The sequence below is a fragment of the Streptomyces sp. NPDC052043 genome, assembly GCF_044548235.1.
In the GTDB taxonomy this organism is placed as follows: domain Bacteria; phylum Actinomycetota; class Actinomycetes; order Streptomycetales; family Streptomycetaceae; genus Streptomyces.
This window is the reverse complement of record NZ_JBIUBT010000013.1, coordinates 137,366-161,199: the sequence shown is the minus strand read 5'-3', so window position 1 is coordinate 161,199 and position 23,834 is coordinate 137,366. Positions and strand designations below refer to the sequence as shown.

20 protein-coding genes are annotated in these 23,834 nt (G+C 72.0%); 17 read left to right on the top strand and 3 right to left on the bottom strand.

Annotation, left to right across the window (positions count from 1 at the left end; all coding sequences use genetic code 11):
- Positions 1–33 precede the first annotated feature (33 nt).
- The 7 genes from rsmD to mutM all read left to right on the top strand — a co-directional run bounded on the left by rsmD (position 34) and on the right by mutM (position 5,225).
- Positions 34–621: a 16S rRNA (guanine(966)-N(2))-methyltransferase RsmD gene (rsmD, locus tag ACIHCX_RS29435; protein WP_400034725.1), complete on the top strand. Its 588-nt coding sequence runs from the start codon at positions 34–36 to the stop codon at positions 619–621.
- Between the two features lie 26 nt (positions 622–647).
- Positions 648–1,127, top strand: a complete 480-nt coding sequence (gene coaD / locus ACIHCX_RS29430) for a pantetheine-phosphate adenylyltransferase (protein WP_400034853.1) — start codon at positions 648–650, stop codon at positions 1,125–1,127.
- 132 nt (positions 1,128–1,259) lie between these two features.
- Positions 1,260–2,387, top strand: a complete 1,128-nt coding sequence (locus tag ACIHCX_RS29425) for a cell division initiation protein (protein WP_400034723.1) — start codon at positions 1,260–1,262, stop codon at positions 2,385–2,387.
- 132 nt (positions 2,388–2,519) lie between these two features.
- Entirely contained in the window at positions 2,520–3,173 is a 654-nt protein-coding gene (locus tag ACIHCX_RS29420; protein ID WP_400034721.1) for a YceD family protein, read from the top strand.
- A gap of 2 nt (positions 3,174–3,175) precedes the next feature.
- The gene (gene rpmF, locus ACIHCX_RS29415; protein WP_003951102.1) at positions 3,176–3,349 is read left to right on the top strand and encodes a 50S ribosomal protein L32; all 174 of its coding nucleotides are present in this window, start codon (positions 3,176–3,178) and stop codon (positions 3,347–3,349) included.
- A 7-nt stretch (positions 3,350–3,356) separates the two neighbouring features.
- Positions 3,357–4,190 carry a ribonuclease III gene (rnc, locus tag ACIHCX_RS29410; protein WP_400034719.1) on the top strand — a complete coding sequence of 278 codons (834 nt, stop codon included), beginning with the start codon at positions 3,357–3,359 and terminating at the stop codon, positions 4,188–4,190.
- 150 nt (positions 4,191–4,340) lie between these two features.
- Positions 4,341–5,225, top strand: a complete 885-nt coding sequence (gene mutM / locus ACIHCX_RS29405) for a bifunctional DNA-formamidopyrimidine glycosylase/DNA-(apurinic or apyrimidinic site) lyase (RefSeq protein ID WP_400034717.1) — start codon at positions 4,341–4,343, stop codon at positions 5,223–5,225.
- Between the two features lie 72 nt (positions 5,226–5,297).
- Here mutM and ACIHCX_RS29400 read toward each other — a convergent pair whose 3' ends face one another.
- The gene (locus ACIHCX_RS29400) at positions 5,298–6,449 is read right to left on the bottom strand and encodes a CAP domain-containing protein (protein WP_400034715.1); all 1,152 of its coding nucleotides are present in this window, start codon (positions 6,447–6,449) and stop codon (positions 5,298–5,300) included.
- A 169-nt stretch (positions 6,450–6,618) separates the two neighbouring features.
- Here ACIHCX_RS29400 and ACIHCX_RS29395 point away from each other — a divergent pair, with 169 nt between their 5' ends.
- The 4 genes from ACIHCX_RS29395 to ftsY all read left to right on the top strand — a co-directional run bounded on the left by ACIHCX_RS29395 (position 6,619) and on the right by ftsY (position 12,932).
- The gene (locus ACIHCX_RS29395; protein ID WP_361416386.1) at positions 6,619–6,900 is read left to right on the top strand and encodes an acylphosphatase; all 282 of its coding nucleotides are present in this window, start codon (positions 6,619–6,621) and stop codon (positions 6,898–6,900) included.
- A gap of 382 nt (positions 6,901–7,282) precedes the next feature.
- Positions 7,283–7,486: a hypothetical protein gene (locus ACIHCX_RS29390; protein WP_361297589.1), complete on the top strand. Its 204-nt coding sequence runs from the start codon at positions 7,283–7,285 to the stop codon at positions 7,484–7,486.
- 261 nt (positions 7,487–7,747) lie between these two features.
- Positions 7,748–11,452, top strand: a complete 3,705-nt coding sequence (locus tag ACIHCX_RS29385) for an AAA family ATPase (RefSeq protein ID WP_400034712.1) — start codon at positions 7,748–7,750, stop codon at positions 11,450–11,452.
- A gap of 271 nt (positions 11,453–11,723) precedes the next feature.
- Positions 11,724–12,932 (top strand): signal recognition particle-docking protein FtsY, encoded by a 1,209-nt coding sequence (ftsY, locus tag ACIHCX_RS29380; RefSeq protein WP_400034710.1) that lies wholly within the window; start codon positions 11,724–11,726, stop codon positions 12,930–12,932.
- A 274-nt stretch (positions 12,933–13,206) separates the two neighbouring features.
- Here the strand turns inward: ftsY and ACIHCX_RS29375 are convergent, their stop codons facing one another.
- Entirely contained in the window at positions 13,207–13,869 is a 663-nt protein-coding gene (locus ACIHCX_RS29375; RefSeq protein WP_400034708.1) for a bifunctional DNA primase/polymerase, read from the bottom strand.
- 462 nt (positions 13,870–14,331) lie between these two features.
- On the opposite strand from ACIHCX_RS29375, the gene ACIHCX_RS29370 reads away from it, so the two are divergent.
- The 5 genes from ACIHCX_RS29370 (at position 14,332) to ftsH (ending at position 21,697) form a co-directional block, all read left to right on the top strand.
- Complete coding sequence (locus ACIHCX_RS29370) at positions 14,332–15,825, top strand: hypothetical protein (protein ID WP_400034706.1); 1,494 nt, start codon at positions 14,332–14,334, stop codon at positions 15,823–15,825.
- A 317-nt stretch (positions 15,826–16,142) separates the two neighbouring features.
- The gene (locus ACIHCX_RS29365; RefSeq protein ID WP_400034704.1) at positions 16,143–17,507 is read left to right on the top strand and encodes an ammonium transporter; all 1,365 of its coding nucleotides are present in this window, start codon (positions 16,143–16,145) and stop codon (positions 17,505–17,507) included.
- Complete coding sequence (locus ACIHCX_RS29360; RefSeq protein ID WP_400034702.1) at positions 17,504–17,842, top strand: P-II family nitrogen regulator; 339 nt, start codon at positions 17,504–17,506, stop codon at positions 17,840–17,842. The genes ACIHCX_RS29365 and ACIHCX_RS29360 overlap by 4 nt, the downstream gene beginning before the upstream one ends.
- A gap of 224 nt (positions 17,843–18,066) precedes the next feature.
- Positions 18,067–19,614: a signal recognition particle protein gene (gene ffh, locus ACIHCX_RS29355; protein ID WP_400034700.1), complete on the top strand. Its 1,548-nt coding sequence runs from the start codon at positions 18,067–18,069 to the stop codon at positions 19,612–19,614.
- Between the two features lie 130 nt (positions 19,615–19,744).
- A complete protein-coding gene (gene ftsH / locus ACIHCX_RS29350) occupies positions 19,745–21,697 on the top strand; it encodes an ATP-dependent zinc metalloprotease FtsH (RefSeq protein WP_400034698.1) in 1,953 nt (650 codons plus the stop codon).
- Positions 21,698–21,764: 67 nt separating this feature from the next.
- Here ftsH and ACIHCX_RS29345 read toward each other — a convergent pair whose 3' ends face one another.
- The gene (locus ACIHCX_RS29345; RefSeq protein ID WP_400034696.1) at positions 21,765–22,622 is read right to left on the bottom strand and encodes an SAM-dependent methyltransferase; all 858 of its coding nucleotides are present in this window, start codon (positions 22,620–22,622) and stop codon (positions 21,765–21,767) included.
- Positions 22,623–23,160: 538 nt separating this feature from the next.
- Here ACIHCX_RS29345 and ACIHCX_RS29340 point away from each other — a divergent pair.
- Complete coding sequence (locus tag ACIHCX_RS29340; protein ID WP_400034694.1) at positions 23,161–23,757, top strand: hypothetical protein; 597 nt, start codon at positions 23,161–23,163, stop codon at positions 23,755–23,757.
- Positions 23,758–23,834: the final 77 nt, after the last annotated feature.

Below are 23,834 nucleotides of genomic sequence, written 5' to 3'. Positions count from 1 at the left end.
CCCAGGCCGCCTCCGACCAATCAAGGACCAGACATGACCCGCGTGATCGCCGGCCGGGCCGGCGGACGCCGACTCGCCGTACCGCCGGGCAGCGGAACCCGCCCCACCTCGGACCGGGCGCGCGAAGGCCTGTTCTCCACCTGGCAGTCCCTCCTGGGCGGCCCGCTGGACGGCGAGCGCGTCCTGGACCTGTACGCCGGTTCGGGCGCCGTCGGCCTGGAGGCCCTGTCCCGGGGCGCCGGGCACGTCCTGCTCGTGGAGGCCGACGGGCGAGCGGCCCGCACCGTCCGGGAGAACGTGAAGGCGCTCGGCCTCCCCGGCGCCGACGTACGGGCGGGCAAAGCGGAACAGATCGTCCACACCCCGCCCCCGGCGCAGCCGTACGACATCGTCTTCCTCGACCCGCCGTACGCGGTCTCCGACGACGATCTTCGCGAGATCCTGCTCACACTCCGCACGCGGGGGTGGCTCGCGGAGGACGCCCTCGTCACCGTGGAGCGCAGCACCAGGGGCGGGGAGTTCACGTGGCCGCGCGGGTTCGACGCGATCCGGGCCCGTCGCTACGGCGAAGGGACGTTTTGGTACGGTCGCGCCGCCTCTACGTGCGAAGACGCACGATGACCGGACCGGAGAGCGAGGGATCTCAAGTGCGCCGCGCCGTCTGCCCCGGGTCGTTCGACCCCATCACCAACGGACACCTGGACATCATCGCCCGCGCCTCGCGCCTCTATGACGAGGTCTACGTGGCGGTGATGATCAACCAGTCGAAGAAGGGCCTGTTCGAGATCGACGAGCGGATCGACCTCATCCGGCGGGTCACCGCCGAGTACGGCAACGTCCGCGTCGAGGCCTTCCACGGCCTCCTGGTCGACTTCTGCAAGCAGCGCGACATCCCGGCCATCGTCAAGGGCCTGCGTGCCGTCAGCGACTTCGACTACGAACTTCAGATGGCCCAGATGAACAACGGCCTCTCCGGAGTCGAGACGCTGTTCGTGCCCACCAACCCCACCTACAGCTTCCTGTCGTCCTCCCTGGTCAAGGAGGTGGCGACCTGGGGCGGCGACGTCTCGCACCTGGTGCCGCCGCAGGTCCTTCAAGCCCTCACCCAGCGGCTGCAGAAGGACTGACGCGGCTGACGGACCGTCACCCGGTGTCCGGCGATCACCTCATGGACGTACAGTCGTCCCGTCCGTCTCCGACACATCGGTAGTCCAACACCCCTGTAGTCCAACACACCTGTAGAGAGTGGCGAGCACACGGTGGACGTGCAGAACAAGCTCGACGAGATCGTCGCCTCGGTCTCCAGCGCCCGGTCCATGCCCATGTCGGCGTCCTGCGTGATCAACCGCGCCGACCTGCTCGCACTGCTCGAGGAGGTGCGCCAGGCACTGCCCGGCTCGCTGGCGCAGGCGCAGGAGCTGATCGGCGACCGCGAGCAGATGGTCGACCAGGCCCGGCGCGAGGCCGACCGGATCATCGAGACGGCGCACGCCGAGCGCGGCTCGCTGGTCTCCGGCACCGAGGTCGCCCGCCGTTCCCAGGCCGAGGCGGACCGCATCCTCGGCGAGGCCCGGCAGGAGGCCGAGGAGGTCCGCGCCGAGGCCGACGACTACGTGGACTCCAAGCTCGCCAACTTCGAGGTCGTCCTCACCAAGACCCTCGGCTCGGTCGGCCGCGGCCGCGAGAAGCTGCTCGGCACCGGGCCCGGCCTCGACGAGGACGGCTACGAGGACGAGGACGCCCCCGAGCGCAGCCACGACCCCGAGACCCTGCGCCGCAACGCCGACGCGTACGTCGACGCCAAGCTCGGTGCCTTCGAGGCGGTCCTCGCCAAGACGCTGGAGGCCGTCGGCCGCGGCCGGCAGAAGCTGCACGGCCGCATCGCCACCGACGACCTCGGCGCCCTCGCCGACGACACCACCACCGTCCAGCACTCCAGCGACGCCGACTACCTCGCCGACCTCGCGGCCCTGGCCGCCGACCCGACCACCCCGCGGACCCCGGCGGCCCCGCCCGCCGAGCAGCCCGCCCCGCCGCAGTACGAGCCGCAGTCGGCCTACGGCTACCAGCAGCCCGGGCAGACCGATCCGTACGGCGGCTACCAGCAGGGGTACGGCCAGCAGGACCAGTACGGCTACCAGCAGCCCGACTCGTACGCGGCCGCCCCCGGCGCCTCCGGCTACGCCCCGGCGGGAGGCGCGCCCTTCCAGGGCTACGACGCCCAGCAGCCCGCCGGCTACGACCCGAACCAGGCCCAGCAGGACCAGCAGGACCCCCACGGCTACGCACAGCCGCAGGCCCACGCCCTGGACGAGACCAGCCTCTTCGACACCAGCATGATCAGTGCCGAGCAGCTGCGCGCCTACGAGCAGGGCCGCGGCCTGTAGCGCGACCGCCGATTGGGCCGAGAGCGAAAGGTCAAGTATCCTGGCTCTTCGGTCGCGCAGACGTCCGCGATCCGCGCTGCCCGGAACACCACCGGGAAAGCGTCCCCTCGAGTTCGGAAACCGAAAGCAGGAATGGCTCACAACGCCCGCCTCGACCACCGCAACCCTCTCGTGTTCGACACGCACGAGCTGGGGCGGCGGCCCGGCGCGCTGCAGCGCCTGACCCGCGCGGTCCCCGCCCCCAGGGACCTCGGTCTCCAGGGCGTCGTCGGAGTGCCGGAAGGCGCCCCGGTGGAGCTCGAACTCCGACTCGAGTCGGTCATGGAAGGGGTGCTCGTCACAGGCACCGCCCATGCACAGGCCGAGGGGGAGTGCGTAAGGTGTCTGGAGCCGCTCGAGCTCGAACTCGACGCGGACTTCCAGGAGCTGTTCTCGTACCCTGACGCCGACGAGCGGGGCCGCGTGGTCGCGGAGCCCGACGCCGACGCCGAGGACGACGAGGACAGGCTCTTCCTCGAGGACGGACTCTTCGACCTCGAACCTCTGCTGCGCGATGCGGTGGTGCTCGCACTGCCGATGCAGCCGGTGTGCCAGGAAGACTGCACAGGCCTGTGCTCCGAGTGCGGAGCGCGGCTCGCGGACGACCCGGACCACCACCACGACGCCGTCGACATCCGTTGGGCGGCTTTGCAGGGACTCGCCGGCACCATGAAGGACGGCGAGAAGGACGAGATGAGCGGCGGCGCGCCTCGATCAGCACGCGCCGACGAGAAGCAGGAGAAGTAGCCGTGGCTGTTCCGAAGCGGAAGATGTCGCGCAGCAACACGCGCCACCGCCGGTCGCAGTGGAAGGCTGCGGTCCCCACCCTGGTTGCGTGCGAGCGCTGCCACGAGCCCAAGCAGCAGCACATCGCGTGCCCGTCGTGCGGCACCTACAACAAGCGCCAGGTCCTCGAGGTCTGAGCGGCTGGTGAGAGGCACTGTGTCCACTGCCAAGAAGGCGGAAGGCGCCGAAGCGGGCAATCACCGCCGACGCGGAGGTGCTCCGTCGGACAACACGGCCTCGTCCCACACGCTTCTGGAAGGGCGGCTCGGCTACCAGCTCGAGTCCGCCCTTCTGGTGCGCGCGCTGACCCACCGTTCCTACGCGTACGAGAACGGCGGTCTGCCGACCAACGAGCGGCTGGAGTTCCTCGGTGACTCCGTCCTCGGTCTGGTCGTCACCGACACGCTGTACCGCACCCACCCCGACCTGCCCGAAGGCCAGCTGGCCAAGCTGCGGGCCGCGGTGGTCAACTCGCGTGCGTTGGCGGAGGTCGGCCGTGGCCTCGACCTGGGCGCCTTCATCCGGCTCGGCCGTGGTGAAGAGGGCACGGGCGGCCGGGACAAGGCGTCCATCCTCGCCGACACCCTGGAAGCGGTGATCGGCGCGGTCTACCTCGACCAGGGCCTCGACGCGGCCTCCGAACTGGTGCACCGCCTGTTCGACCCGCTGATCGAGAAGTCCTCCAACCTCGGAGCCGGCCTGGACTGGAAGACCAGTCTCCAGGAGCTCACCGCGACCGAGGGGCTCGGCGTTCCCGAGTACCTGGTCACGGAGACCGGCCCCGACCATGAGAAGACCTTCACTGCTGCCGCCCGCGTCGGAGGCGTCTCGTACGGCACCGGCACCGGCCGCAGCAAGAAGGAGGCGGAGCAGCAGGCCGCGGAGTCCGCGTGGCGGGCCATCCGGGCCGCGGCGGACGAGCGCGCCAAAGCGGTGGGATCCACCGACGGCGCCGGTGACGCGCCGGCCTCCGCCTGAGAACCGGGAAAGACCCAGCGCGGCAGCCCGGCGGTCCTCCGCCCGGCAGGCAGCGCGCAGCAGTACGCGACCGAGCGCCCGTCCCCGCCCCGGGGCGGGCGCTCGGCCCGTGACCGGCCACAGCGGCCACGATGTGTGAACGGGGGAGTCATGCCCGAGCTGCCCGAGGTCGAGGTCGTACGCCGCGGACTGGAACGGTGGGTCGCGCACCGGAGCGTCGCCGGCGTCGAGGTGCTGCACCCGCGTGCCGTACGCCGCCACCCGGCCGGCGCGGAGGACTTCGCGCACCGCGTCCAGGGCCACCGGCTCGGCCTGCCCAGCCGCCGCGGCAAGTACCTGTGGCTGCCTCTCGAGGACAGCGGCCAGGCGATCCTGGCCCACCTCGGCATGAGCGGCCAGCTGCTGGTCCAGCCGCTGAGCGCGCCCACCGAGAAGCATCTGCGGATCCGCGTCCGCTTCGCCGACACGCCGACATCGGCCGCTTGTGCGGCGGAGGCCACCGAACTCCGCTTCGTCGACCAGCGCACCTTCGGCGGCCTGTCGGTGCACGACACGACCCCGGACGGGCTGCCCGACGTCATCGCGCACATCGCCCGCGACCCCCTCGACCCGCAGTTCGACGACGAGGCCTTCCACCAGGCCCTGCGCCGCAAGCGAACCACCGTCAAGCGGGCCCTGCTCGACCAGTCCCTGATCAGCGGCGTCGGCAACATCTACGCGGACGAGGCCCTGTGGCGCTCCCGCGTCCACTACGAACGCCCCACCGCGACCCTCACCCGCCCCCGCACGGCCGAACTCCTCACCCACGTCCGGGCAGTGATGAACGAGGCCCTCGCCGTCGGCGGCACCAGCTTCGACAGCCTCTACGTCAACGTCAACGGGGAGTCCGGCTACTTCGACCGCTCCCTGGACGCCTACGGCCGCGAGGGCCTGCCCTGCCGCCGCTGCGCCACCCCGCTGCGCCGCCGCCCGTGGATGAACCGCTCCAGCTACTACTGCCCGAAGTGCCAGCGGGCGCCGCGCGCGGCGTCGTAGCTCCTGACCGTCGGGTGGCGCCGACCCGGAGCCGGCGCCACCCGACGATCAGCCGAACAGGATTCGCCGTCGTCAGTACCCGAAGTCCTGCGTCCACCACGGGCCGCCGGAGCCGAAGTGCACACCGACGCCCAGGGTCTTGAAGTCGCAGTTCAGTATGTTGGCGCGGTGGCCGGGGCTGTGCATCCAGGCGTCCATCACCGCCGCCGCGTCGGCCTGCCCCCGAGCTATGTTCTCGCCCCCGAGGCTGGTGATGCCGAGCTTCGCCGCCCGGTCCCACGGCGAGGCGCCGCTGGGGTCGGTGTGGTCGAAGAAGTTCTCGGCGGCCATGGCCTCGCTGAAGTCCTGGGCGAGGCCGGCGAGCGCGCCGCTCGCCGTCAGCGCGCTGCACCCCACCTTCCCCCGCTCCTCGTTGACGAGCCTGAGCACCTCGGTCTCGACGGCGGCCTGCGTGGAGACGGTGGCCGGGGCCCGGGTTTTCGCCGGGGCCCTGGTGGCGGTCTCCGTCGGCTTGGTCTCCGCCTCCGCCGGCGCCGTGGTCGGCTTCGCCTCCGGCGCCTCCGGCGCCTCGGTGGGCGTGGCCGACGGCCGGTCCGCGGCCGGGGTGGTGGCCGGAGCCGGCTCGGAGGCGGATCGCTGCGGTGGCGCGGACCGGTCGACGTCGCGGCTCGTCGTGGAGCCGTCGGCCGGGCCGCCCGGGGCTGCGCTGCCGGAGGTGCCGCCCTGCGGGCTCTCGCTGTTCGTCGGCGAGCCCGCGGCCTGCACCGAGTCGGCGCCGCCGTCCTTCGGGCCGCCCAGCTTGTAGTTCTCGAGCCCCGGCACCGTGCCGGTGGCGACCGCGACGGTGCCGAGGGCGACCGCGGCGGAGACCCCGAGCAGCCCCGTGCGGACCGGCGTCGCGGCCTTCTTCTTCCGGCGGTGCCCCCGCTCCCGCGGTCCGTCCGCCGGGCTGAAGCCCTCGGCCGGGAAGACCACGGTGGTCCTGGCGTGGGCGATGCCGTCGTCCGTGTCGAAGAGGTACTCCTGGGACCTGGTGCCGGCGTCGGCGTACAGGTCCGGGTTCAGGTAGGGCGCGATGCCCAGGCGGCCGTCGTCGTCCTGCGGGTGGTTGTCCCACGGATCGCGGTCCTGCTCGTACGAGCCGTACGAGCCGTGCGTCCGGCTGTCCCCCGTGGCATGGCCCGTGGCGGCGCGGCCGGCGTCCGAGCGTCGGTGGCGTCCCATGTGCTGGCCTTCCTCGTCTCTCTCTGTCGACGCGCGCCCTGAGCCGACGCGGTCAACCCAACTCACTCGATCGAGTGAGTTTCAGATGAGATTCATTGGACCGGGACGGTACCGCATGGCGCGGGAGGCGGTGGTGCCCCGAGAGACATTGGCCGGTTAGGTTGCACCCATGAGCGAGGATGTTCGACTGGTCGCCTGGGTCCGCGGACGCGTCCAGGGAGTGGGTTTCCGCTGGTTCACCCGGGCCAGAGCGCTGGAGATCGGGGGCCTGAGCGGTTTCGCCCTCAACCTGGGCGACGGGCGCGTGCAGGTGGTCGCCGAGGGGGCCCGCGAGGGCTGCCAGAAGCTCCTGGACTGGTTGCAGGGCGGCGACACGCCCGGACGTGTGGACGGTGTCACCGAGATCTGGGACACACCTCGCGGCGGGTACGACGGCTTCGCGATCCGCTGACCGTGTGGCGCGGTGCGGGCCGCTGCGGTGGCGGCGGCATCTGCCACCGGCATCCGCCAGAAGGGAAAACGGGCAGGTGGTTGCCAAGAAACGCGCGGCGTGGCAGGCTCCGCACAGCAGGATGATCCGCACGCCCCGAGGGGCCCGCAGGAGTTGCAGCGCCACCAGGTTTCCGGTCGCGCGCCCCCGGGACGCCCATGGATACGGGGCGTGATCGTGTTGACCGTCAAACTTTTTGGTGAGACGCTGAAAGCCCGCGCACCTCAGCTGTTTGGCATGGATGAACGGCACCACAACTCAGGCAGTGCCAAGCACCACGGGTGCGAATCCCTCACGACCCACACCGCTTCGGTCGGTCACTCAGTGTGGAGGACCATCCATCATGGCAAAGGCGCTTCTCGGTTACGTCGGCGGCTCCGACCCTCGACTCCTCGCCGAGATGCGACGGCTCCAGCAGCGCGTCCAGGACCTGGAATCCGAGATCGTGCGGATCCAGGCGGAGAACGACGCCCTGACGGCTGCCGCTTCTCACGACAGGATCATGGAGCGCGTCGACGCACACCAGGCGGAGCCTGCGCTCACCTGATCACTGCATCGCACCACGACACAGGGGTTGGTGTCCGTCAACCGCTCAGTTGTCAGAGTTGCAAGGGACGCTTCGGCGTCCCTTCGTTCTTTCCCCGACCCCTCCTGCCCCTTCCCCCGCCCTTCTTGCCCTGCCTTGGTCGCCCCCGCGCATCCTTTCAGGGTCTTTAACATTTGGTGTGCCCTGCATGTTCACAGGCGAAACCGCGCGGTTGCGGGGGTTCGTGGAGTGAGGTAGCGGTGGCCGGTAAAGTCCGGCTGCGTGCACCTCAAGGCCCTGACCCTCCGGGGGTTCAAGTCGTTCGCCTCGGCGACCACGCTCCGGTTCGAGCCGGGGATCACGTGCGTCGTCGGTCCGAACGGCTCGGGCAAGTCCAATGTCGTGGACGCGCTCAGCTGGGTCATGGGCGAACAGGGGGCCAAGTCGCTGCGCGGCGGCAAGATGGAGGACGTCATCTTCGCCGGCACCACCGGCCGCCCGCCGCTCGGCCGTGCCGAGGTGTCCCTGACCGTCGACAACTCCGACGGGGCCCTGCCCATCGAGTACGCCGAGGTCACCATCACGCGGATCATGTTCCGCAACGGCGGCAGCGAGTACCAGATCAACGGCGACACATGCCGTCTCCTCGACATCCAGGAACTGCTGTCCGACTCGGGCATCGGCCGCGAGATGCACGTCATCGTCGGCCAGGGCCAGCTCGACTCCGTCCTGCACGCCGACCCCATGGGCCGCCGCGCCTTCATCGAGGAGGCCGCGGGCGTCCTCAAGCACCGCAAGCGCAAGGAGAAGGCGCTCAGGAAACTGGACGCGATGCGGGCCAACCTGGCGCGCGTGCAGGACCTCACCGACGAACTGCGCCGACAGCTCAAGCCGCTGGGCCGGCAGGCGGCGGTCGCCCGCAGGGCCGCGGTCATCCAGGCGGACCTGAGGGACGCGCGCCTGCGGCTCCTGGCCGACGACCTGGTCGGCCTGCGCGAGGCCCTGAGGACCGAGGTCGCCGACGAGGCGGCCCTGAAGGAACGCAAGGAGACCGCCGAGCAGGAGCTGAAGAAGGCCCTCCAGCGCGAGGCCCTGCTCGAGGACGAGGTGCGCCGGCTCGTCCCGCGCCTCCAGCGCGCCCAGCAGACCTGGTACGAGCTGTCCCAGCTCGCCGAGCGCGTACGCGGCACGATCTCGCTCGCCGACGCGCGTGTGCAGAGCGCCACCTCCGCGCCCCCCGAGGACCGGCGCGGCCGCGACCCCGAGGAACTGGAACGCGAGGCCGGCCGCGTGCGCGAACAGGAGGCCGAGCTGGAGGCGGCCCTGGAGGCGGCCCGGCGTGCCCTGGACGACACCGTCGCCCACCGCGGCGAGCTGGAGCGGGAACTGGCCGTCGAGGAGCGGCGCCTGAAGGACGTGGCCCGCGCCATCGCCGACCGCCGTGAGGGCCTGGCCCGGCTGGGCGGCCAGGTGAACGCGGCACGTTCGCGCGCCGCCTCCGCCCAGGCCGAGATCGAGCGGCTGGCCGCCGCCAGGGACGAGGCCCAGGAACGGGCCGTCCACGCCCAGGAGGAGTACGAGGCGCTCAAGGCCGAGGTCGACGGCCTCGACGCGGGCGACGAGGAGCTGGCCGGGCGGCACGAGACGGCGAAGGCGGCGCTGGCCGAGGCGGAGGCCGCCCTCACCGCCGCCCGTGAGGCGCTCACCGCGGCCGAGCGCCGCCGGGCGGCGACCCGGGCCCGGCACGACGCCCTCGCCCTGGGCCTGCGCCGCAAGGACGGAACGGGCGCCCTGCTCGACGCCAAGGACCGCCTCACCGGCCTGCTGGGCCCCGCCGCCGAACTCCTGACGGTCACCCCCGGCTACGAAACCCCCCTGGCCACCGCATTCGGCACCGCCGCCGACGCCGTGGCCATGACCACCCCCTCCGCGGCGGCCGACGCCCTCCGCCTGCTGCGCAAACAGGACGCGGGCCGAGCAGCGCTGCTTCTCGCGGGCCTCCCACCCGAAACCGTCGACCCGTCCCCGTCCCCGTCCCCGTCCCCGGCCGGGAACGCGGCGGCCGACGCCGGTGACAGCGGTGCGGCGGAAGCCGCGGGTGCCGCGACCGGCGGACCGGACGGCGCCGCCGAGTGGGCGGGGTCCGAGGACCGTACCGGCGCACCCGCCGCGGCTGCTGCGGCCGGGCACCGCTTGGCCGCCGAGTTCGTCAGCGGTCCCGCTGAGCTGATGGCCGCCGTGCGCCGGCTGCTCCGCCGGATCGTCGTGGTGGGGACGCTGGAGGACGCGGAGGAGCTGGTCCTCGCCCGGCCCGAGCTGACCGCCGTGACCGCCGAAGGGGATCTGCTCGGGGCGTACTTCGCGCAGGGCGGCTCCGCCGGGGCGCCCAGCCTGCTGGAGGTGCAGGCCGCCGTGGACGAGGCCGCCGCCGAGCTGGAGCAGCTCGCCGTGCGGTGCGAGGAGCTGACCGAGGAGCAGCGGCGGGCCGCCGAGCGGCGCGGCCGGTGCGCGGCGCTGGTCGAGGAGCTGGGGGAGCGGCGGCGGACCGCCGACCGGGAGAAGTCGGCCGTCGCCCAGCAACTGGGCCGGCTCGCCGGGCAGGCGCGCGGCGCCGCCGGGGAGGCCGAGCGCTCCGCGGCCGCCGCCGCCCGCGCCCAGGAGGCCCTCGACAACGCCCTCCAGCAGGTGGAGGAACTCGCCGAGCGGCTCGCCGTGGCCGAGGAGATGCCGATCGAGGAGGAGCCCGACACCTCCGCACGCGACCGGCTCGCGGCCGACGGAGCCAACGCCCGCCAGACCGAGATGGAGGCCCGCCTCCAGGTCCGTACGCACGAGGAGCGGGTCAAGGGACTCGCCGGCCGGGCCGACTCGCTGGACCGGGCCGCCCGTGGCGAACGCGAGGCACGCGCGCGTGCCGAGCAGCGGCGCGCCCGGCTGCGTCACGAGGCGGAGGTCGCCTCGGCGGTCGCCTCCGGCGCCCGGCAGCTGCTCGCGCACGTCGAGGTCTCCGTGGCCCGCGCCGACCAGGAGCGGGCCGCCGCCGAGGCCGCCAAGACCCGGCGCGAACAGGAGCTGACCGCCGCCCGCGCCGAGGGCCGGGAGCTCAAGGCCGAACTCGACAAGCTGACCGACTCGGTCCACCAGGGCGAGGTGCTCGGCGCCGAGAAGCGGCTGCGCATCGAGCAGCTGGAGACCAGGGCGCTGGAGGAGCTCGGCGTCGAACCGGCCGGCCTGATGGCGGAGTACGGGCCGCACCAGCTCGTGCCGCCCTCGCCCCCCGCCGAGGGCGAGCAGCTGCCGGAGGACCCGCAGCACCCCCGCAACCGGCCCCGCCCCTACGTGCGGGCCGAGCAGGAGAAGCGACTGAAGGCCGCCGAGCGCGCCTACCAGCAGCTGGGCAAGGTCAACCCGCTGGCCCTGGAGGAGTTCGCGGCGCTGGAGGAACGCCACAAGTTCCTCAGCGAGCAGCTCGAGGACCTCAAGAAGACCCGCGCCGACCTGCTCCACGTCGTCAAGGAGGTGGACGAACGCGTCGAGCAGGTCTTCACCGAGGCCTACCGGGACACCGCCCGCGAGTTCGAGGGCGTCTTCGGCCGGCTCTTCCCGGGCGGCGAGGGCCGGCTCGTGCTGACCGACCCCGACAACATGCTCACCACGGGCGTGGACGTCGAGGCGCGCCCGCCGGGCAAGAAGGTCAAGCGGCTGTCCCTGCTCTCCGGCGGCGAGCGGTCGCTGACCGCCGTCGCGCTGCTCGTGTCGATCTTCAAGGCCCGCCCCAGCCCCTTCTACGTCATGGACGAGGTCGAGGCGGCACTCGACGACACCAACCTCCAGCGGCTGATCCGGATCATGCAGGAGCTCCAGGAGGCCTCGCAGCTGATCGTGATCACGCACCAGAAGCGCACGATGGAGGTCGCCGACGCGCTCTACGGCGTGTCCATGCAGGGCGACGGCGTGTCGAAGGTCATCAGCCAGCGCCTGCGGTAGCGCCGTGCTCTCCGTCCCGTCCCTCTGCTTCCTCTGCCCTTCATGAAGGAGACGAAGGGCAGGACGCTGGAGGAGATGGGGCAACCGCTCCGTACCGACTTCCCGCTGCCCGGGCTCGCGCACCGATCCGGGGCGTGAGCCGGGGCGGCACGCGCTCGTGAGGGCGCGCCGCGCCCCGTGGGCAGGGTGCCCACGGGCCTGGTATCCAGGGGCACGCGGCCCCGTCCGACTACCACTGACCGCCCGGCCGGTCACGCATACTGGACAGGTTATGGAAACCATCATCCTTGCTGTAGTTATCGCCGTGGTGGTGCTCAGCGCGCTCGGCGGGCTCATCGTCGGCAGCCGACGGAGGAAGCCACCGCCCCCGCCGCCGCCCTCGGCGCCCGACATCACCGCCCCTCCGGCCGAGCCACACGTCGGCGAGGAGGCAGAGACGCCGCGGGAGGAGCCGCGGCGGACGATCGAGGAGGTGGACCTCCCCGACGGCTCGGCTCCCGTCGCCGTCGAAGAGGCGCCTGTCGAGGAGCTTCCGGCACCCCCGATCGAGGTGCCCGAGCCCACCGCGGGCCGTCTGGTGCGGCTGCGCACCCGCCTCTCCCGCTCGCAGAACGCCCTGGGCAAGGGCCTGCTCATCCTGCTGTCCCGAGAGAACCTCGACGACGACACGTGGGAGGAGATCGAGGACACCCTGCTCACCGCCGACGTCGGTGTGCAGCCCACCCAGGAGCTGGTCGACCGGCTGCGCGAGCGCGTACGCGTGCTCGGCACCCGCACCCCCGAGGAGCTGCGCGGACTGCTGCACGAGGAGCTCCTCACGCTGATCGGCCCCGACATGGACCGCACGGTGAAGACCGAGCCGGCCACCAGCAAGCCGGGCATCGTGATGGTCGTCGGTGTCAACGGCACCGGCAAGACCACGACGACCGGCAAGCTCGCCCGCGTCCTGGTCGCCGACGGCCGCAGCGTCGTGCTGGGCGCCGCCGACACCTTCCGCGCGGCCGCCGCCGACCAGCTCCAGACCTGGGGCGAACGGGTCGGCGCCCACACCGTGCGCGGCCCGGAGGCCGGCGACCCCGCCTCCGTCGCCTTCGACGCGGTGAAGGAGGGCAAGGAGATGGGCGCCGACGTGGTGCTCATCGACACCGCCGGCCGTCTGCACACCAAGACCGGCCTCATGGACGAGCTGGGCAAGGTCAAGCGCGTCGTGGAGAAGCACGCGCCGCTCGACGAGGTGCTGCTCGTGCTCGACGCGACCACCGGCCAGAACGGCCTGGTCCAGGCCCGCGTCTTCGCCGAGGTCGTCGACATCACCGGCATCGTCCTCACCAAGCTGGACGGCACGGCCAAGGGCGGCATCGTGGTCGCCGTCCAGCGCGAGCTGGGCGTGCCGGTCAAGCTCGTCGGCCTCGGTGAGGGCCCCGACGATCTGGCCCCCTTCGAACCGAAGGCCTTCGTCGACGCCCTCATCGGCGACTGACCCCCACCCTCCCCAGCGCCCGCCCCGGTCCCACCGGGGCGGGCGCTTCCGTTGACGAAACCGCCCCACCGAGCCGGCCCACAGGACAGGCCCCGGCCCCGACCGTCACCACCGAAGAGCGCCGGTGCCGTGGCCACGTCCCATACCGGGGCGCCTCGGTAACCCGCATCGTGCTGGCATGCGCGACCCTGCCGACGCGGCTGTATTCGCGGCGGGTGCGGGTGCGGGTGCGGCCCGGGTCCCGGGGATGGTGCCCCGCGACGGCCTCAGGCCGTCATGCCCGTGACCGGTGGGCCACGTAGGCCAGGGTGCCCAGGAGGAGGCGGGCCTGGGGCGGCTTGGCCGTGTCGAGGGCCGGTGGGCGGAGCCACCGGACCGGGCCGCGGCCGCCGCGGTCGGACGGCGGGGCCGTGAGGAACGTGCCGGGCCCGAGGCCGCGCAGGTCGAGGGCGGCGGGATCGTCCCAGCCCAGGCGGTAGAGCAGGGCGGGCAGCTCGGCGGCGGCACCGGGGGCGACGAAGAAGTGGGCTCGGCCGTCCGGGGTGGCGGTCACCGGGCCGAGCGGGAGGCCCATGCGCTCCAGCCGGGCCAGGGCACGGCGCCCGGCGGGCTCGGCGACCTCGATGGCGTCGAACACGCGGCCGACGGCCAGCATCACCGCGGCCCCCGGCAGGTCCCGCCACGCCCTGGTCACCTCGTCGAGCGTGGCGCCGGCCGGGATCCCGGGCGCGAACTCCAGGGGGTGGGCGCCCGGAGCCGGGCAGTTCGTCCGCCCGCAGGAACAGGCGCCGCCGACGGCTCGCGCGCCCCGCACCACGTCCCAGCCCCACAGCCCGGTGTACTCGGCCACCGCCGTGCACTCCGACGAGCGGTACGACCGGCCGCGTCGCCGCGTGCCGGAGCGGATCTCGCGCATCCCGCCGATCGTGAAGCCCATGCCCCCTCCAACGGGTCCACCGCCCCGATGGTTACGAGGCGGATGCCGATCGTCACTCTCTGTGTCCGCTCCACCCTGGTCGTGCGGGGTCCTTACGGCGTGCCGCAGCCCCGCGGGTGGTGCGTCCGGCGGCGTGCGCCCTCGCGTGCACCGCTCCACTCGACCGCGCCTGTCCTATGTCAAGTGAATCGCGCGCGGACCATCAAGGGTTCATTCGAAGGGGTGGCGAATGGTGGCGTTTCAGCGATCCCTGTGGTTGAGCGGGTGATCGTAGGATTACTGTGAGTGTGCGAGGCCTGGGGGCACATGCACGTGTGGGTATGCCGCAGGCAAGTCGGCAGTCGGTTCGAAGGGTGAGAATCGGCGGACGAACGGCCTTGTTGACCGGCATTCTGATAGGGCTTGGCCCACCAAGCGACAAGTGGTCTCAGGACAAGTGGTCTCAGGAATGGGGGCGTTCCAGTGAGCGGCAACGGCGAAAGCGGCACGGGCGCTGCGAGCGCGGACAAGCGCCCGAACGAGCTGCTCGCCTCGTGGTTCGCACGCAGCGGCTGGTCCAAGGGCGAGCTCGCCCGCCAGGTCAACCGCCGCGCCCGCCAGCTGGGCGCCAACCACATCTCCACCGACACCTCGCGCGTCAGGCGGTGGCTGGACGGCGAGAACCCGCGCGAGCCGATTCCCAGAATCCTCTCGGAGCTCTTCTCCGAGCGCTTCGGCTGCGTCGTCGCCGTGGAGGACCTCGGCCTGCGCACCGCGCGCCCGACCCCCTCCGCCACCGGTGTCGACCTGCCCTGGACGGGCCCGCAGACCGTGGCCCTGCTCAGCGAGTTCTCGCGCAGCGACCTGATGCTGGCGCGGCGCGGCTTCCTCGGAACCTCGCTGACGTTGTCCGCGGGCCCGTCCCTCATCGAGCCGCTCCAGCGCTGGCTCGTGCCCGTGCCCCCGGCCCCCGCCGAGGAGCCCGAGCCGCAAACCGCCTCCCGCCGCCCCGGCCGGCTGTCCCGGCCCGAGCTGGAGCTGCTGGAGACCACCACCGTGATGTTCCGGCAGTGGGACGCCCAGTGCGGCGGCGGCCTGCGCCGCAAGGCCGTCGTCGGCCAGTTGCACGAGGTGACGGACCTCCTCCAGGAGTCCCAGCCGGAAGCCACCGGCCGCCGGCTGTTCAAGGTCGCCGCGGAACTCGCCGAGCTGGCCGGCTGGATGAGCTACGACGTGGGACTCCAGCCCACCGCCCAGAAGTACTTCGTCCTCGCCCTGCACGCAGCCAAGGAAGCCGGCGACAAGCCGCTCGGTTCCTATGTCCTGTCCAGCATGAGCCGCCAGATGATCCACCTCGGCCGCCCCGAGGACGCCCTGGAGCTCATCCACCTCGCGCAGTACGGCAGCCGCGACTGCGCGAGCCCGCGCACCCAGTCCATGCTGTACGCGCTGGAGGCCCGTGCCTACGCCAACATGGGCCAGCCCGGCAAGTGCAAGCGCGCCGTGCGCATGGCCGAGGACGTCTTCGCCGACGCCGAGGACTGGGACGAGCCCGACCCCGACTGGATCCGCTTCTTCTCCGAGGCCGAGCTGTACGGCGAGAACTCCCACTCCTTCCGCGACCTCGCCTATGTCGCCGGCCGCAGTCCCACCTACGCCTCGCTGGCGGAACCGCTGATGCGGAAGGCGGTGGACAAGTTCGCCGAGGACCGCGAACACCAGCGGTCGTACGCCCTGAACCTCATCGGCATGGCGACGGTCCACCTGCTCCAGCGCGAGCCCGAGCAGAGCACCGAGTACGCGCGGCAGGCCATGAGGGTGGCCAAGAAGGTCCGCTCCGAGCGCGTGAACACCCGCATCCGCAAGACCGTCGACAACACCGTCCGCGGCTACGGCGACCTCGCGGACGTCATCGACCTGACCGAACAGTTCGCCGCCGAACTCCCCGAGACCGCCGAGACCGCCGAGGCCGTCTGACGGCGCCTCCCCGACCCCGGCCGCGGCCGGCCCTCCCGAACTGCCCGACTCGGCTCCCCCATGCCTGGTCATCGGAAGGCCGCCCGCGGCCGGCCTGTTTCCCGTCCGCGACGCACGGGCACGTCAGCACGCCCTTCACCGGCACGTAACACAGCAGACCTCTTCGTCACCCCGGCGAAACGACAGAAGGCGGCCACCGAAACCGCGCCACGTCAGTCTCGTGGCACGGTCGGCCGGCCAACGCCTCGCCGACCGGGCCACGCACGGCTTCGCCCGGCCGCCCGCACGGGGCCGTACCGACCGACGAGGAGACGCCGATGGCACAAGCCGCCATCCTGCTGGCGGCGGACGCGCCCAAACTGTCGTCCGCCAACACCGGCTTCATGCTCATCTGTTCCGCCCTGGTGATGCTGATGACCCCCGGTCTGGCCTTCTTCTACGGAGGCATGGTCCGGGTCAAGAGCGCGCTGAACATGCTGATGATGAGCTTCATCAGCCTCGGCGTCGTCACCGTCCTGTGGGTGCTCTACGGCTTCTCGACGGCCTTCGGCGCCGACCGGGGCTCGCTCGTCGGCTGGACCCCCGGCTTCATCGGCTTCAGCGGCATCGGCAAGACCGAGCTGTGGCCCGGACACACCATCCCGGTCTTCGTCTTCGCCGTCTTCCAGCTGATGTTCGCGATCATCACCCCGGCCCTGATCAGCGGAGCCCTGGCCGACCGGGTCAAGTTCGGCGCCTGGACGCTGTTCCTGGTGCTGTGGGTCACCGTCGTGTACTTCCCGATCGCCCACTGGGTCTGGGGCCCCGGCGGCTGGGCCGGTGAACTCGGCGTGATCGACTTCGCGGGCGGCACCGCCGTCCACATCAACGCCGGCGCGGCGGCACTCGGCGTGATCCTGGTCGTCGGCAGGCGCAGGGGCTTCAAGAAGGACCCGATGCGCCCCCACAGCCTCCCGCTGGTCATGCTCGGCGCGGGCCTGCTGTGGTTCGGCTGGTTCGGCTTCAACGCCGGCTCCTGGCTCGGCAACGACGACGGTGTCGGCCCGCTGATGTTCGTCAACACCCAGGTCGCCACCGGCACCGCCATGCTCGCCTGGCTCGCCTACGAGAAGATCCGGCACGGCGCGTTCACCACCCTCGGCGCGGCCTCCGGCGCGGTCGCCGGCCTGGTCGCGATCACCCCGTCCGGCGGTGCCGTCTCGCCCCTCGGTGCGATGGCCGTGGGTGCCGTCGCCGGTGTCCTGTGCGCCATGGCGGTCGGCCTGAAGTACCGGTTCGGCTACGACGACTCCCTCGACGTGGTCGGCGTCCACCTGGTCGGCGGAGTCGTCGGCTCCCTGCTGATCGGCTTCTTCGCCAGCGGCAGGGGCCAGTCCGCCGTCCGGGGCCTGTTCTACGGCGGCGGCATGGAGCAGTTCTGGAAGCAGTGCGCCGGTGTCCTCGCCGTCCTCGCCTACTCCCTGATCGCCTCCGCGGTCCTCGCCCTCCTCCTGGACCGGACCATCGGCATGCGGGTCACCGAGGACGAGGAGATCTCCGGCATCGACCAGGCCGAGCACGCCGAGACCGCGTACGACCTGACCGGCGCGGGCGGCGGAGTTCCCGTCGCCGTCGCGGCCCCGGCCCTGGCCGCCGCGCAGATCAGGAGGGCCGCCACGCGGAGTGGGAAGGTGGACGCGTGAAGCTCATCACCGCCGTGGTCAAGCCCCACCGGCTCGACGAGATCAAGGAGGCCCTCCAGTCGTTCGGGGTCAGCGGCCTCACCGTCACCGAGGCGAGCGGCCACGGACGTCAGCGCGGCCACACCGAGGTCTACCGCGGAGCCGAGTACACCGTCGACCTGGTGCCCAAGGTGCGCATCGAGGTGCTCGCCGAGGACGACGAAGCCGAGCAGCTGATCGAGGTCATCGTCAACGCCGCCCGCACAGGCAAGATCGGCGACGGAAAGGTCTGGTCCCTGCCGGTCGAGACGGCGGTCCGGGTCCGCACCGGTGAGCGCGGCCCGGACGCGCTCTGAACGACGCGAGGACAGGAGCCGCCGGTGGTGCGGACGTGCGGCCTCCCGGCACGCCACTCCCGGCCGACGAGGCGGCTTCGGCGGCCCGCGAGCCGGAGGAGTGGCCACGGGCGTGACCGCGTCCCCGTCCGCCGCAATCAGCGGGCGGGGAGGATTTCCTTGCCGGGCCGGATACCCTGGAAGGCGCTCAGACTGCCGACCCCGATCCGAGGACCGACGCCGCCGTGTTCGATACTCTCTCCGACCGCCTCAGCGCGACCTTCAAAAACCTCCGCGGAAAAGGCAGGCTGAGCGAAGCGGACATCGACGCCACGGCGCGCGAGATCCGCATCGCGCTGCTCGAGGCCGACGTCGCCCTCCCCGTCGTCCGTTCGTTCATCAAGAACGTCAAGGAGCGCGCTCTCGGGGCCGAGGTCTCCAAGGCGCTGAACCCCGCCCAGCAGGTCCTCAAGATCGTCAACGACGAGCTGGTCACGATCCTGGGCGGCGAGACCCGCCGCCTGCGCTTCGCCAAGCAGCCCCCCACCGTGATCATGCTCGCCGGTCTCCAGGGTGCCGGTAAGACCACCCTCGCGGGCAAGCTCGGCATGTGGCTCAAGGAGCAGGGCCACTCCCCGCTGCTCGTCGCCTGCGATCTCCAGCGCCCGAACGCCGTCAACCAGCTCAGCGTCGTCGCCGAGCGCGCCGGCGTCGCCGTGTACGCGCCCGAGCCGGGCAACGGCGTGGGCGACCCGGTCAAGGTCGCCAAGGACTCCATCGAGTACGCGCGGACCCAGGTCCACGACATCGTGATCGTGGACACCGCCGGCCGCCTCGGCATCGATCAGGACATGATGCGGCAGGCGGCGGACATCAGGGATGTCGTCAGCCCCGACGAGATCCTGTTCGTCGTCGACGCGATGATCGGTCAGGACGCCGTCAACACCGCCGAGGCCTTCCGCGACGGCGTCGGCTTCGACGGCGTGGTGCTGTCCAAGCTCGACGGTGACGCCCGCGGTGGCGCGGCCCTGTCGATCCGGCAGATCACCGGCAAGCCGATCATGTTCGCGTCCAACGGTGAGAAGCTCGACGACTTCGACGCCTTCCACCCGGACCGGATGGCCTCCCGCATCCTCGACATGGGTGACCTGCTCACCCTGATCGAGCAGGCGGAGAAGACGTTCAGCCAGGAAGAGGCCGAGAAGATGGCCTCCAAGCTGGCGTCCAAGAAGGGCCAGGACTTCACCCTGGACGACTTCCTGGCCCAGATGGAGCAGGTCAGGAAGATGGGGTCGATCTCCAAGCTTCTCGGCATGCTGCCCGGCATGGGCCAGATCAAGGACCAGATCAACAACATCGACGAGCGGGACGTCGACCGTACGGCCGCGATCATCAAGTCGATGACCCCGGGCGAGCGCCAGGACCCGACGATCATCAACGGCTCGCGCCGCGCCCGTATCGCCAGTGGTTCCGGTGTCGAGGTGAGCGCCGTCAAGAACTTGGTCGAACGCTTTTTCGAGGCCAGGAAGATGATGTCCCGCATGGCCCAGGGCGGCGGGATGCCCGGCATGCCGGGGATCCCGGGCATGGGCGGCGGCCCCGGCCGGACCAAGAAGCAGCCGAAGAAGGCCAAGGGCAAGCAGCGCTCCGGCAACCCGATGAAGCGCAAGCAGCAGGAGCAGGAGGATGCGGCCCGCCGCGCCGCCGCTCAGGCCGGCGGCGCCCTCGGGCTGCCGCAGCAGGGCGGCCAGGACTTCGAGCTTCCGGACGAGTTCAAGAAGTTCATGGGCTGACGCCCACCCCGAACGCCGTACGGTACGCACCTGTCACCCGTACGGCGTCCGGACGACGCCGAGGGCGCCCTTCCGCGGAGGGGCGCCCTCAGCGCGTGCCGGGTTACGCCATGTGCCGTAACGTCCAGATATGAGCGATGCCGCGCCGTCGCGCAACGGCTCTGACCAGCCGTGGCGTACCGAGGGCACGCCGGACGAGCCGCCCAGGCGGTCCGGTGGTGGACGGCCACGCGGCAGGTGGTGGGGGCTGCTCGTCACCGCGGTGATCGTCTTCCTGCTGGCCTACGGCGGGCTGAGCTACTACAACCGGGGCAACGAGCCGGCGATCTCGTACACCGAGTTCAGCAGGCAGCTCGACGCGGGCAACGTCGGCACGATCTACTCCAAGGGCGACGCGATCCAGGGCCGGTTGAAGAACCCCCAGGCCAATCCCGAGGGCGGGGGGAAGTACACCAAGTTCAAGACCCAGCGCCCGGCCTTCGCGGACGACAGGCTCTGGCAGAGCCTGAGCAGCCACCATGTCACGGTGACCGCGCAGCCGGTCGTGCAGGAGCGCGGACTGCTGTCCAATCTGCTGCTCTCGCTGGCGCCGATCGTGGTGCTGGTGGCGCTGTGGATCTTCTTCGCGCGGCGGATCGGCTCGGGTCTGGGCGGGCCGGGCGGACTGCTCGGCCGCAAGACGCCGCCCAGGCCGGTCGAACTCCAGCCGGGCACGCAGCGCACCACCTTCGCGGACGTGGCGGGCATCGACGAGGTCAAGGGCGAGCTGGACGACGTCGTCGACTTCCTGGAGCATCCGGACGCCTATCGCCGGATGGGCGCGAAGATGCCGCGCGGAGTGCTGCTCACGGGGCCGCCGGGCACGGGCAAGACATTGCTCGCGCGGGCCGTGGCCGGTGAGGCGGGGGTGCCGTTCTTCTCGGCGTCGGCGTCCGAGTTCATCGAGATGATCGTGGGTGTGGGCGCCTCCCGGGTGCGCGAGCTGTTCGCCGAGGCCCGCAAGATGGCGCCGTCGATCGTGTTCATCGACGAGATCGACACCATCGGCCGGGCCCGGGGCGGCGGCGCCTCGGTGGGCGGGCACGACGAGCGCGAGCAGACGCTGAACCAGATCCTGACGGAGATGGACGGGTTCTCCGGCTCGGAGGGCGTGGTCGTGCTCGCCGCCACCAACCGCGCCGATGTGCTGGATCCCGCGCTGACCCGTCCCGGCCGCTTCGACCGGGTGGTGAGCGTCTCGCCGCCGGACCGGGGCGGCCGCGAGGCGATCCTGCGGATCCACACCCGCCAGATCCCGCTCGCCCCGGGCGTGGACCTCGCCCGGGTGGCCCGTACGACTCCGGGCATGACCGGGGCGGAGCTGGCCAACCTCGCCAACGAGGCCGCCCTGCTCGCGGTCAAGCGGCGGCAGGAGCAGGTGACGCAGACCGACTTCTCGGAGGCTCTGGAGAAGGTCCAGCTCGGTGCCGAACGTGCGCTGGTGATGCCCGAGGAGGAGCGCAGGCGCACCGCGTACCACGAGAGCGGGCACGCCCTGCTGGGCATGCTCCAGCCCGGTGCCGACCCCGTACGCAAGATCACCATCGTCCCGCGCGGGAGGGCGCTCGGGGTGACGCTGTCGACGCCGGAGTCCGACAAGTACGCGTACACCGAGGAGTACCTGCGGGGCCGCATCATCGGCGCGCTGGGCGGCATGGCGGCGGAACACGTCGTCTACGGGGTCGTCACGACCGGCTCCGAGCACGATCTCGAACAGGTCACCGGCATCGCGCGCGGGATGGTGGCCCGCTGGGGCATGAGCGAGCATCTGGGCCGCCTCTCCGCCCTGCCGGACGACGCCCAGCAGGCCTACGGGCTCGCCGCCGCCCCGCAGACCCTGGACGCCATCGACAGCGAGATGCGGCGGATCGTCGACGAGTGCTACGAGGAGGCGTGCCGCAAGCTGCGCGACCACCGGGCGCAACTGGACGCGCTGGCGCTGGCGCTGCTGGAGAACGAGACGCTGGAGGAGGCCGACGCCTACCGGGTCGCGGGGATCGCCCGGCTGCGGAAGGAGGCGGAGGCCGACGGCGGCGTCCGGTGAGGCTCGCCCGGTGGGGTTCAGGGCGTCGTCCCTGATCGGGTGTCCGCGACCAGGGCGTCCGTGAGGTTCAGGGCGTCCGTGCGATCAGGTACCGGAACACGTTGGGCATCCAAACGGTGCCGTCCGGCCGCTGGTGCGCGTGCAGGGCTTCGGTGAGTTCCTTGTCGACCTGGTTCCGGTCGGTGGCGGCGACGGCCGCGTCGAACAGCCCCGTGGAGAGCAGTCCGCGTACCGCGCTGTCGAGGTCGGCGTACCCGAACGGGCAGGCGACGCGGCCGGAGCCGTCCGGCCGCAGCCCGGCCCGCTGGGCCACCTCCTCCAGGTCGTCGCGCAGGGCGGGGCGCCAGCTGCCAGCGCTGCGCAGGGGATCGGCGAGCCTGGTCGCCACCCGCAGCACGGACGAGGTCGCACAGCGTTCCGGAGGCCCCCAGCCGGCCAGGACCACGGGCGTCCCGCGCTCGGCGAGCGGGGTCGCGGCGGCGAGCAGGCCGGTCAGCCCCTCCGAGTCGCCCGCGAGGCAGCCGATCGGCTCGAAGGCGGTCACCAGGGTGTACGCCGGGCTGCCGGGGCCGGCCGCGTCCCGCGGTGATCCGTCGACGATCCGGGCGGCCGCACGCGTGTGTGTGTCCCACGGCGTGGGCAGCAGCCGCTGCCGGGCGAGGGCGAGCCGCTCGGGGTGGGAGGAGTCGACACCGGTGACGGCCGCGCCCCTGGCCGCGGCCAGGAGCAGGGCGAGCCCGGAGCCGCAGCCCAGGGCCAGCAGCCGGGTGCCGGAGCCCACGTCCAGTCGCGTGTAGACGGCCTCGTGGAGCGGGACCAGCATCCGCTCCTGGATCTCGGACCAGTCACGCGCGCGTGCGCGGGACTCCGCGCCGGGCTCTGGTGACGTGTGCCGTACGTGCTGCCGCACGAGCGCAGGTGTCATGGATGGGCGCCCCAATCCGCCGAGTGCTGCCGCTGTGCCCGGTTCCGTGGCCCCCCGTGCCGCCGTTGCGCTCCCACTTCCCCCGTATGCCAGGTAACTCCGAGCCCTCCTTCGCGTCCAGGGGTCGCGGGACCCTGCTTGTGTCCTGGGGCGGTGCGGGCCGTGATTTCACGTCCCGGCAACCTGGGCCCCGGATCGACGTGGCCGGAAGTCGGCTTGCCCTGCGGGCCGGTGCCGGACGGCGCGGGCGCACCGGGTAACCTCGCGGGCATTGACGGGGCAGAGGGTCCCCGGCCGGGAAGCGGCCGAAACGCCTCTTGCGCGTGGCGTGATCCCGCCACCCCCCGCGTGCGCGAGGGGCGTACGCGCCGGCGCGTACTCCCTTTGCGCACCACCTTGGGGGGAGCTGTGCGGCTTCTCCGCAGATCAGCGCACCCGCCCTCGTCAGGACGCATCAGTGACGACTGACGGGTACGTGCAAATTATTTGGGATGCCCCGGAATAGGAACACAGTGGCACTCCGGCTCGTTGTCATTACGTGAGCACGACACCACCTGTTCTCGCCGCAGAGCTGGCACAGGCGTGGGCCGACATTCAGCGGTACCACCCCGAGCTGCCAGATCTTGCCGCGCCTGAGTCCCTGATCGGGGAGTCCTCGTCCGCGTGCGGACACGAACTCTCCTTCGAGCGACTGCTTCACGAGGCAGTCCATGGCGTCGCCGCCGCGCGCGGCGTACGCGACACGTCCCGTGCCGGCCGCTACCACAACCGCAGGTTCCTCGCGATCTCCGAGGAGCTGGGCCTGGACCACCCCGAGGAGCCGCACCCGAGCAGCGGCTTCTCGCTGGTCACGCTCAGTGCCGAGGCGAAGCGGCGCTACCGTCCGACGATCGAGCGCCTCCAGCGGGCGCTGAAGGCGCACTCGGCCGCCACCTCCGCCGACACCGGCCGTACCTTCCGCGGACCGGCCGCCCGGCACGGCTCCTCCGGCGGCGGGGTCAGGGTCAAGGCGGTCTGCGACTGCGGTCGCAATGTGCGGGTCGTCCCCTCGGTCCTGGCCCAGGCTCCGATCATGTGCGGCGGCTGCGGAAAGCCGTTCAGGATCCCGGAGCCGGTGGGCGCGGCGACCGGCTGACCGGCCGGCTGCGTCCCGGTATCTCGTGGGTGCCGGACGAGCAGCGGGACGGTGCGCGGGGCGCCGCCGCACCGGCG